The organism is Streptomyces sp. NPDC020996, from assembly GCF_040641355.1.
Classification (GTDB): domain Bacteria; phylum Actinomycetota; class Actinomycetes; order Streptomycetales; family Streptomycetaceae; genus Streptomyces.
The window spans coordinates 57,645-67,846 of record NZ_JBFADM010000045.1; the positions used below are offsets into that span (position 1 = coordinate 57,645).

At 73.8% G+C, this 10,202-nt stretch carries 8 protein-coding genes; 6 read left to right on the plus strand and 2 right to left on the minus strand.

Going from position 1 to position 10,202, the window contains the following annotated elements; genetic code table 11:
- Positions 1–154: 154 nt before the first annotated feature.
- The 4 genes from AB0G63_RS27045 to AB0G63_RS27060 are packed head-to-tail and all read left to right on the plus strand — an operon-like array spanning position 155 to position 4,669.
- On the plus strand, positions 155–1,090 hold the full coding sequence (locus AB0G63_RS27045; RefSeq protein ID WP_360755119.1) for an NTP transferase domain-containing protein: 936 nt from the start codon (positions 155–157) through the stop codon (positions 1,088–1,090).
- Positions 1,087–2,538: a molybdopterin molybdotransferase MoeA gene (locus AB0G63_RS27050; RefSeq protein WP_360755084.1), complete on the plus strand. Its 1,452-nt coding sequence runs from the start codon at positions 1,087–1,089 to the stop codon at positions 2,536–2,538. The genes AB0G63_RS27045 and AB0G63_RS27050 overlap by 4 nt, the downstream gene beginning before the upstream one ends.
- The gene (locus AB0G63_RS27055; RefSeq protein WP_360755086.1) at positions 2,526–3,632 is read left to right on the plus strand and encodes a potassium channel family protein; all 1,107 of its coding nucleotides are present in this window, start codon (positions 2,526–2,528) and stop codon (positions 3,630–3,632) included. Before AB0G63_RS27050 ends, AB0G63_RS27055 begins: the two co-directional genes overlap by 13 nt.
- Before the next feature lie 56 nt (positions 3,633–3,688).
- Positions 3,689–4,669 (plus strand): NAD(P)H-quinone oxidoreductase, encoded by a 981-nt coding sequence (locus tag AB0G63_RS27060; protein WP_360755089.1) that lies wholly within the window; start codon positions 3,689–3,691, stop codon positions 4,667–4,669.
- Positions 4,670–4,975: 306 nt separating this feature from the next.
- On the opposite strand, the gene AB0G63_RS27065 is transcribed toward AB0G63_RS27060, so the two are convergent.
- Positions 4,976–5,815, minus strand: a complete 840-nt coding sequence (locus AB0G63_RS27065) for a hypothetical protein (protein WP_360755091.1) — start codon at positions 5,813–5,815, stop codon at positions 4,976–4,978.
- Positions 5,816–6,535: 720 nt separating this feature from the next.
- Between AB0G63_RS27065 and AB0G63_RS27070 the strand changes: the two genes are divergently transcribed.
- Complete coding sequence (locus AB0G63_RS27070) at positions 6,536–7,078, plus strand: bacterial proteasome activator family protein (RefSeq protein WP_324790019.1); 543 nt, start codon at positions 6,536–6,538, stop codon at positions 7,076–7,078.
- An 87-nt stretch (positions 7,079–7,165) separates the two neighbouring features.
- Here AB0G63_RS27070 and AB0G63_RS27075 read toward each other — a convergent pair whose 3' ends face one another.
- Complete coding sequence (locus tag AB0G63_RS27075) at positions 7,166–8,803, minus strand: protein kinase (RefSeq protein ID WP_360755093.1); 1,638 nt, start codon at positions 8,801–8,803, stop codon at positions 7,166–7,168.
- A 335-nt stretch (positions 8,804–9,138) separates the two neighbouring features.
- Here AB0G63_RS27075 and AB0G63_RS27080 point away from each other — a divergent pair.
- The coding region (locus AB0G63_RS27080; RefSeq protein ID WP_360755096.1) for a protein kinase at positions 9,139–10,202 on the plus strand (1,064 nt) is incomplete at its 3' end.

Sequence of the window (10,202 nt, forward strand, 5' to 3'; positions counted from 1 at the left end):
TCGCCGGGGCCCGCATACTCGGGGGGTGACGTCTAACGAGCCGCGGGACGCCGCCGCCCCTGCCGGGCAGGAACCTGCCGGGCAGGAACCCGCCGGGCAGGACTCCGCCGGGCAGGACGCCGCCGGGTACTACGCCCCCGGGTACGACGCCGTCGTGCTCGCGGGCGGCGCCGCCCGGCGGCTCGGCGGCGCTGACAAGCCCGGCCTGCCCGTCGGCGGGCGGGCGCTGCTCGACCGCGTACTCGCCGCCTGCGCCACGGCACGCACGACCGTGGTCGTCGCCGACGCCCGCCCCACCGCCCGGCCCGTGCTGTGGACGCGCGAGGACCCGCCCGGCGCTGGCCCGCTCGCCGCGCTCGGCGCCGGGCTGCACCACATCACGGCCGAGGACGTCGTCGTCCTCTCCGCCGACCTGCCCTTCCTGCGGGCGGCGACGGTGGAACGCCTGCTGGCCGCCCTGCGCGCGGACCACGCCGACGGCGTGCTGCTCACCGACGCGGACGGCCGTGACCAGCCCCTCGTGGCCGCGTACCGCAGGCAGACGCTGGACCGCGAGCTGGCCGCACTCAGACGGGCACACGGCGGCCTCAGCGGGCTGCCGCTGCGCCGGCTGACCGCCGCCCTCGACCTCACCCGCATCACCGACCCCGTCGCGTCGTTCGACTGCGACACCTGGGAAGACATCGCCACCGCCCGGGCACGCATCAGGGAGCATGAGCACGTGTTGGACGAATGGATCTCCGCAGTCAAGACCGAGCTCGGCATCGACCTGGACGTCGACACCGGCGTCCTGCTCGACCTCGCCCGTGACGCCGCCCACGGCGTCGCCAGGCCGGCGGCACCGCTGACCACCTTCCTCGTCGGTTACGCGGCGGCGCGAGCCGTCTACGAGCAGGGACCCGAAGGGGCTTCGGACGAGGGCGACGGCGGGCGACGGGCGGGCGCATCCGAGGCGGTTGCGGAGGCCGCCCGGAAGGCCGCCGCCCTCGCCCTGCGCTGGGCCGAGGAGGACGCCGCCGCCGGCGAACCGGACGTGGCCCCCGACGCCACACCCGACGCCACACCCGACACCCGCCCGGACGCCGGATGACCGCCCGGTCCGCGGAGTCCGCCCGGTCCGCCGAGTCCGCCCGGTCCGCCCGGTCCGCCCGGTCCGCCGAGTCCGCGCGTTCCCCGCGGGCCGGTGAGGAAGCCGACGACCTCGGCGTCGAGGAGGTGCTCGCGCTCGTGAGGGACCCCGAAGGCGGCACCCCTGGCACCCCCGGCGGCCACCGGGTGACCCCGCCCGCCGCCCAGGGCAGCCGTCACGGCGCCCCGGCCGCGGCCCACGCCCGGCACCGGGCCACCCCCTGGCCGGAGGCCCGCGCGACCGCCGCCCGCGCCGGCTCCCGGGCGGCCCGCCGCGCCCTCGTCTCCGCCCCGCTCGACGCCGCGCTGGGTCTCACCCTGGCTGCCCCCCTCGACGCCCTCACCGACCTGCCGTCCTTCGACACCTCGGCGATGGACGGCTGGGCGGTCTCGGGACCCGGCCCCTGGGACGTGCGGGACGAGGGCGTGCTCGCCGGGCACGCGCGGCCGGAGCCCCTCACCGACGGCGAGGCCGTCCGCATCGCCACCGGCGCCCGCATCCCCCTGGAGACCACCGCCGTCCTGCGCAGCGAGCACGGCCGCAGCGACGACAAGGGCCGCCTGCACGCCACTCGCGAGGTCCAGCACGGCCAGGACATCCGCCCCCGCGGCCAGGAGTGCCGCAGCGGCGACCGGCTGCTGCCCGCCGGCGCCCTGGTGACCCCGGCCGTGCTCGGCCTCGCCGCAGCCGCCGGATACGACACCCTCACCGTGGTCCCCCGCCCCCGCGCCGAAGTCCTGGTCCTCGGCGACGAACTGCTCACCGAGGGACGGCCGCACGACGGTCTCATCCGGGACGCCCTCGGCCCGATGCTCCCGCCCTGGCTGCGGGCACTCGGCGCCGAGGTCACCGCCGTCCGCCGCCTCGGCGACGACGCGAAGGCCCTGCACCGGGCGATCACGGCTTCCGACGCCGACCTGATCGTCACCACCGGCGGCACCGCCTCCGGCCCGGTCGACCACGTCCACCCCACCCTGCACCGCATCGGCGCCGAACTCCTGGTGGACGGCGTCAAGGTCCGCCCCGGCCACCCCATGTTGCTGGCCCGCGTCGCGGACGGCCGGCACCTCGTGGGCCTGCCCGGCAACCCCCTGGCGGCCGTCTCCGGCCTGCTCACGCTCGCCGAGCCCCTGCTGCGCGCCCTGGCCGCACGCCCCGCCCCGGAGCCGTACACGCTGCCGCTGCGGGACGCGGCGCACGGGCACCCGTACGACACCCGGCTGGTCCCCGTCGCGCTGCGCGGCGATCGTGCCGTGCCGCTGCACTACAACGGACCGGCCATGCTGCGCGGCGTCGCGGCGGCCGACGCGCTCGCCGTCGTCCCTCCCGGCGGTGCCCGTCCCGGTCAGGAGCTGGAACTGCTGGACCTGCCGTGGGCGTCCGCAGGAATCGGGGTGTGTTTCACGTGAAACTTCCGGGCCATGACGCGATCGCCCGCCAGGCGGACGAACATCTCGTGACCCATCGGGTGAATCTGCCGAGGCGAGTGGTGGAGCGCCCGCTGCGGCAGGTCACCAAGCGGCTGCTGATGGCGCTGCTGGTGCTGATCGTGACCGCGCTGATCGTCTACGCCGACCACGACGGCTACCGCGACAGCGCCGACGAATCCGTCGGCCTGCTCGACTCCTTCTACTACGCCACCGTCACCCTCTCCACCACCGGATACGGCGACATCACCCCGGTCAGTGACGGCGCCCGGCTCATCAACATCTTCGTCGTCACGCCGCTGCGTGTGCTGTTCCTGATCATCCTGGTCGGCACCACGCTCGAGGTCCTCACCGAGCGAACCCGTGAGGAATGGCGTCTGAACCGCTGGAGGTCCACCTTGCGCGACCACACCGTCGTCGTCGGCTTCGGCACCAAGGGCCGTTCGGCGATCCGGACCGTCTGCGCGACGGGCCTGAAGAAGGAACAGGTCGTCGTGGTCGACCCCAGCAACAAGGTGATCGACGCCGCGACGGCCGAGGGCTACGCGGGCGTGACCGGGGACGGGACGCGCAGCGAGGTGCTCAAGCGCGCCGAGGTGCACCGGGCGCGGCAGGTCATCGTCGCCACCCAGCGCGACGACACGGCCGTGCTCGTGACGCTGACGGCGCGGCAGCTCAACCGCGGAGCGAAGATCGTCGCCGCGGTGCGCGAGGAGGAGAACGCGCCGCTGCTGAAGCAGTCCGGCGCCGACGCGGTCATCACCAGCGCCAGTGCGGCCGGCCGGCTGCTCGGCCTGTCCGTGCTCAGCCCCGCGGCCGGCATGGTGATGGAGGACCTGATCCACCAGGGCAGCGGGCTCGACATCGTCGAACGCCCGGTCACCAAGGCGGAGGTGGGCAGGGGCCCGCGTGAGCTGGACGACCTGGTGGTGAGCGTCGTCCGCGGACACCGCGTCCTCGGCTACGACGACTCCGCAGTCGGGGGACTGGAGCTGACGGACCGGCTGATCACCATCGTGCGGGCCACGCCGGGTACGCACGTCACGCCGGACGTCCGCCGGCTGCCCTCGCAGTGACCGTCGGCGGTCCTACGGCCGAGTCGTGACCGGGGTGAGGGAGTAGCGTCCTGCTCATGCATGCGATCACGATTCCCGAACCTGGTGGGCCCGAGGCGCTGGTGTGGGACGAGGTCCCCGATCCGGTGCCCGGCGAGGGAGAGGTGCTGGTCGAGGTGGTGGCCGGCGCCGTCAACCGGGCCGACATCCTGCAGCGGCAGGGCTTCTACGACCCGCCGCCCGGTGCCTCCCGCTACCCCGGCCTGGAGTGCTCCGGACGGATCGCCGCCGTGGGGCCCGGCGTCTCCGGCTGGGCCGAGGGCGACGAGGTGTGCGCGCTGCTCTCGGGCGGCGGCTACGCGGAGAAGGTCGTCGTGCCGGCCGGCCAGTTGCTGCCGGTGCCGGAGGGCCTGGACCTGAAGCAGGCCGCGGCACTGCCCGAGGTGGTCTGCACGGTCTGGTCCAACGTCTTCATGATCGCCCACCTGCGGCCCGGTGAGACGCTGCTCGTGCACGGCGGCTCCAGCGGCATCGGCACGATGGCGATCCAGCTCGCCAAGGCCGTCGGCGCCAAGGTCGCCGTCACGGCGGGCACCCCGGAGAAGCTGGAGCGCTGCGCCAGGCTCGGCGCGGACATCCTGATCAACTACCGGGAGCAGGACTTCGTCGCCGAGGTGAAGAAGGCCACCGACGGCGCGGGCGCCGACGTCATCCTCGACAACATGGGCGCCAAGTACCTGCAGCGCAACGTGCAGGCCCTCGCCGTCAACGGCCGGCTCGCGATCATCGGCATGCAGGGCGGCGTCAAGGGCGAGCTGAACATCGCCACGCTCCTGAACAAGCGGGCCGCGATCAGCGCAACCTCGCTGCGCGCCCGTCCGCTCGGCGAGAAGGCGGCCATCGTCGCGGCCGTGCGCGAGCACGTCTGGCCGTTGATCGCCGGCGGTCATGTCCGCCCGGTCGTCGACCGCGAGCTCCCGATGAACGACGCGGCCGCCGCCCACCGCGTGGTGGAGGCGAGCGGGCACGTGGGCAAGGTCCTGCTGGTCGTGCCGTAGCCACCCCGGCGCCGGGCCGCGCCGCCCCCGCACCGCCCCCGCGCCGGGCCGGTCCGGACCACGGACCGGCCCGGCGCCCCGGACGGTCCGGAACAGGCCAGGACGGGCCTCGGACCCGCCTCGGACCGGCTCCGGGCCAGCCGCACCGTAGCCGTGGGCCGACAAAGGCGAGCCCAGGACCAGCCCGCTGCTCAGGACAGGATCCGCTGCACGGGCTCGGTAGGGGCCCCGGCGTGCCAGGCGGCCCGGGACCGGCCTCGGCCGGGCCTCGGCCAGGCACCCGGGCGGCTCCGGACGGTCGCCGGGTCAGCCGCGCCGCAGCCGTAGGCCGAGGAAGGCGAGTCCCAGGCCGAGCCCGATCAGGACCAGCCCGCTGCCCAGGGGCAGGATCCGCAGCACGGGCTCGGTGGGGGCCTCGGCGTGCGAGGCGGCCTGCTGCGTGGACCGCGAAGCGGACACGGAGGCGCCCGGGGTGACGTCCTGGGGCGGCGCGGAGGCGTCCGGCTCCTCTGCGGTGTCCTGCTGGTCGGGGTACGCCTTCCCGGGGTAATCCCCCTGCCGGTCGGTGTCCTGGTCCTCCTCGTCCCCCTCGTCTCGCTCGTCCCACCACCGGCGCCCGGGCCGCTCGCGCCCCTCACCCGCCCGGCTCCCGGCCCGCGACGGCTCGGGCCGGGCGGACGCGGAGGCGTGGGCGGCAGGCGTGCGCCGGTGATCGTGCGACGAGGCGCTGTCGTACGCCGGCGACGTCTCCTCGGACGACTCACCCACCGCCGTGGCCGCGGCTTCGTCCCGGTCGGCCTGGAGGGGCTGGTCGGCCCGGTCGGCCCGCTCCCGCCGCCCCGGCCCCGCACCGGCGGAGGCGCCGGCGGAAGGCCCCACGGCAGGCGCGCGCCCGTCGTCGCCCGGCGAGATGCTGCCGTGCGACGAGACGCTGCCGTGCGACGAGACGCTGCCGCCCGGCGGAACGCTCCCGTACGACGAGACGCCCTCGCCTGCCAGCACGCTCCCGCCCGCCGGCACGCTCCCGCCCGCCGGCACGCTCCCGCCCGCCAGCACGCTCCCGCCCGGCAGCGCGCCCCCGCACAGGAGGAGCACGCCGGCGCCCGCCAGCCCCGTCGTCCGCACCACACGTAGCCATGGAGTCACGCCACCACCTTCACCCTGGTGCCCGGTCCCGGCATTTCTGCTTCCGCCAAAGTGCTGAGGGCGCTGCACAATCCGGTGGTGTCGACACGTCACGGACTGCTCGCGCTCCTGGAACGCGGCCCCCGCTCCGGCTCCCGGCTGCGCACCGAGTTCGAGGCGCGCACGGGCGGCGCCTGGCCGCTCGACATCGGGCAGGTGTGCGCCGCCCTGGCCCGGCTGGAGCGGGACGGGACGGGACGGTCGTGCGGGAGGTGTGGACGAGGCGGGGCACGTGTTGTACGCGCTGACCGAGGCGGGGCGCGCCGAACTGCGGGCCTGGTTCGCGCGGCCCGTGGAGCGGGCGAGTCCGCCGCGCGACGAACTGGCCGTCAAGCCGGCCCTGGCGGTCGGCGCGCCCCGTGCCGACGTCCGGGAGGTCGTCGAGGCGCAGCGTCGGCACGTCACCCAGGCGCTGCACGAGCACGTGCGGCAGCGGGCCGAGGTGCTGTCCGGGGCGCCGGGCGGACCGGACCAGATCGCCCGGCTGCTGGCGCTGGAACAGCACAGCTGCAACGCGGAGGCCGAGGCCCGCCGGCTCGACCACTGCGCGGCCCGGGTGCTGCGACTGATCAGAGCGGCGGAGACGGGAGAGCGACGCAGACTTCCGCGCCGTGAAACGGCGATCGGCCCACGGTGGGGGCGGCACGGTGATGAGATGCAGGGGTGCGAGACAATGGCGGCATGGAGATGCCGAGGAACGAAAGGTCGCCCGAGAATCCCCAGATCCTGGTCGTGGGCCAGGACGGCATGGCGATCGGCGGCGGAGGAGACGAGGACTCCCGCGAGACTCCGGTGACGGAGCAGGTCGAGCAGCCGGCCAAGGTGATGCGGATCGGCAGCATGATCAAGCAGCTGCTGGAGGAGGTGCGCGCGGCACCGCTGGACGAGGCGAGCCGGGTCCGGCTGAAGGAGATCCACGCCAGCTCGGTGAAGGAGCTGGAGGACGGGCTGGCGCCGGAACTCGTGGAGGAGCTGGAGCGGCTCTCCCTGCCGTTCACGGACGAGAAGACCCCCAGCGACGCGGAACTGCGGATCGCGCAGGCCCAGTTGGTCGGCTGGCTGGAGGGCCTCTTCCACGGCATCCAGACCACCCTGTTCGCGCAGCAGATGGCGGCGCGGGCCCAGCTGGAGCAGATGCGGCGGGCGCTGCCGCCGGGCGTGGCCCATGAGATGGGCGGCGACGACCCGCGAGCCGGTGGCCGCTCGGGAGGGCCGTATCTGTAGATCACCGGCCGACTGACGACACAAGGGCCCGGCGTGCGGCTGCCGGGCCCTTCGTATGTCCGACCGGGCGGGACGGGGGGAGGCGGCTCAGGACGGAGGGTTGCCCGTGGAGACGTCGAGCTGGATCTGCGGCATGTCCGTGGGGTCGACGTCGGTGCCGGCGGCGGGGAACTGCTTCATGACCGCGCCCTCCCCGTAGGTGTTCTCGTCGACGTCGTTGATCTTCAGCCCCCAGCCCGCGGCCTGCAGGCACTCCTTGACCGACTTGATGTACTTGAACCGGAAGTCGGGCAGCTCGATCTTGTCGGGGTCGTTGTACGACTCCTGCGGCTCGGTGCACTCGGTGGAGTCGATCGTCCTCGACGTGTCCGGTCCGGTGTAGCCCGCCGCCCTCGTCACCGTCGGACTCGCGCTGCTGCCGCCGTCCTTGCCCTTCTTGTCGCTGCCGTCGCCCTGGGTCGCCAGGGCGATGAGCAGGCCGCCGACGGCCACCAGAGAGACGATGACCGAGCCGACGACCACCGGCTTGTTGCTCCTGCCGCCGCCCATGGGTGCGGGGGTGTGGTGCTGCGGAGCCGTCTGGTGCTGCGGCGCCTGCTGGTACTGGGGCTGGGTCTGCGGCGCGTACCCGGACGGCGCCGGCGTCTGGTAGCCGCCCTGCTGCGGGTAGCCGTAGGCCGGCGAGGGGGTGGGCGTGCTGTACGGGTTCGGCGCCGGCTGGTACGGCGTCTGCACGGGCCCGGTCGGCGGGGCCGACTGGTCGACCGGCGGGAACACCGCGGAGCCGACGCCGGCGCCGCTCGGGGTGGGCGCGCCGGGGACGATGCTCGGCGGGGCGCCCTGGACGGAGGCGGCCACCCGCAGGCACTCGTCGCGCATCGACTCGGCGCTCGGGAAGCGCTCGTTCGGGTTCTTCTTCAGCGCGCGGGCGACCAGCGCGTCCACCGCGGGCGGCAGCGAGCGGTTGACCGACGAAGGAGCCACCGGCTCCTCCTGCACGTGCGCGTACGCGATGGCCAGCGGCGAGTCGGCGTCGAACGGCAGCCGCCCGGTGACCAGCTGGAACAGCATGATGCCGACCGAGTACAGGTCGGAGCGGGCGTCCACGGCACGGCCGAGGGCCTGTTCGGGCGAAAGGTACTGCGGGGTGCCGACGACCATGCCGGTCTGCGTCATCGAGGTGACACCGGACTGCATGGCGCGGGCGATGCCGAAGTCCATCACCTTCACGACGCCGCGCTTGGTCATCATCACGTTGCCCGGCTTGATGTCCCGGTGGACCAGCCCCATCTCGTGGCTGATCTCCAGCGCCGCGAGCACGTCCGCGGTGATCTTCAGCGCCTTGTCGGCGGGCATCGCGCCGAACTGCCGTACGTCCTCGTCGAGGACCGAGCCGAGCGGGCGGCCCTCGATGTACTCCATGACGATGTACGGCGTCGTCATGCCGTCGAGCTCGTCCTCGCCGGTGTCGAAGACGGAGACGATGTTGGTGTGCGTGAGCTTCGCCACGGCCTGGGCCTCGCGGCGGAAACGCTCGCGGAAGGCCTGTTCCCGGCCCAGTTCGGTGTGCAGGGTCTTGATCGCGACCTGCCGGTCCAGCACGGCGTCGTACGCCAGGTGCACCGAGGCCATGCCGCCCTCGCCGAGCAAGTCACGCAGCTGATACCGGCCACCGGCGAGCGCCCGCCCCGTATACCGCCCGTGTGCGCCGTCCTGCTGGCTCATGTCTCCGTGTCCCCCACTAAGGCCTCAGGCGCAGTGACCATCATTGATCGAAAGTGCCATTCCCGGCCAAGTCTGCCCCAGGGCAGTGACACGTCAAGCTCGGTGCCCGTTCCGTGACCGTACGCGAATGAAGCGTCGCGCGAGCGTTACAGAGGCTGTACGGCCGGTGCACGGGATTTGCACGACCGAGGACGATGACGGTTTCATGGCCGGTCCGTCCCGTGCCGGTTCCGCCACCCTTCCCGGATCGGCGGGTTGCGCGGAGGCTGTAGCGTGGCCGACGGAGACCGTGACAACACCGCGCGCACCGCGGGCAGAAACGACGGCGAGGACTGATGGCACAGCAGCAGCGCGCCCAGGGCCCGTCCGACCCCGAGGCGACTGGCGGCGGTATGTCGGACGCGCCGGAGATGTGGGGCAACGGCGGGCTAGTCGGGGACGGCCGGTACCGGCTGACCCGCAGGCTCGGCCGGGGCGGCATGGCAGAGGTGTTCGCCGCCGAGGACGTACGCCTCGGGCGGACCGTCGCGGTCAAGCTGCTGCGCGCCGACCTCGCCGAGGACCCGGTCTCCAAGGCCCGTTTCACCCGCGAGGCCCAGTCGGTGGCCGGGCTCAACCACCACGCCATCGTCGCCGTTTACGACTCCGGCGAGGACGTCGTGGGCGGCCAGAGCGTGCCGTACATCGTCATGGAGCTGGTCGAGGGCCGCACCATCCGCGACCTGCTGCACAACGCCGAGGCGCCCGGACCCGAGCAGGCCCTGATCATCGTCTCCGGCGTGCTGGAGGCGCTGGCCTACTCGCACCAGCACGGCATCGTGCACCGCGACATCAAGCCGGCCAACGTCATCATCACCAACAACGGCGCCGTGAAGGTGATGGACTTCGGCATCGCCCGCGCCCTGCACGGCGCGTCGACGACGATGACGCAGACCGGCATGGTCATGGGCACCCCGCAGTACCTCTCCCCGGAGCAGGCGCTCGGCAAGGCCGTCGACCACCGCTCCGACCTGTACGCGACGGGCTGCCTGCTCTACGAACTCCTCGCGCTGCGGCCCCCCTTCACCGGCGAGACGCCGCTGTCGGTGGTCTACCAGCACGTCCAGGACATCCCGACGCCGCCGTCGGAGGTGTCCGACGGCTCGCCGCCGGAGCTCGACGGCCTGGTCATGCGCTCGCTGGCCAAGGAGCCGGACGACCGCTTCCAGACGGCCGAGGAGATGCGCGGGCTCGTCCAGTACGGGCTGCAGATGCTGTACGACCAGGGCAGCCACACCGGCACCTGGAACACCGGCCCGGTCGACATGCACGAGGGCCGGCACACCCCGGCCGCCGGTTTCGCCGGCACCCAGGTGCTGCCGCACCCCGGCGATGCCTCCGGCACGACCCAGATCCCGCA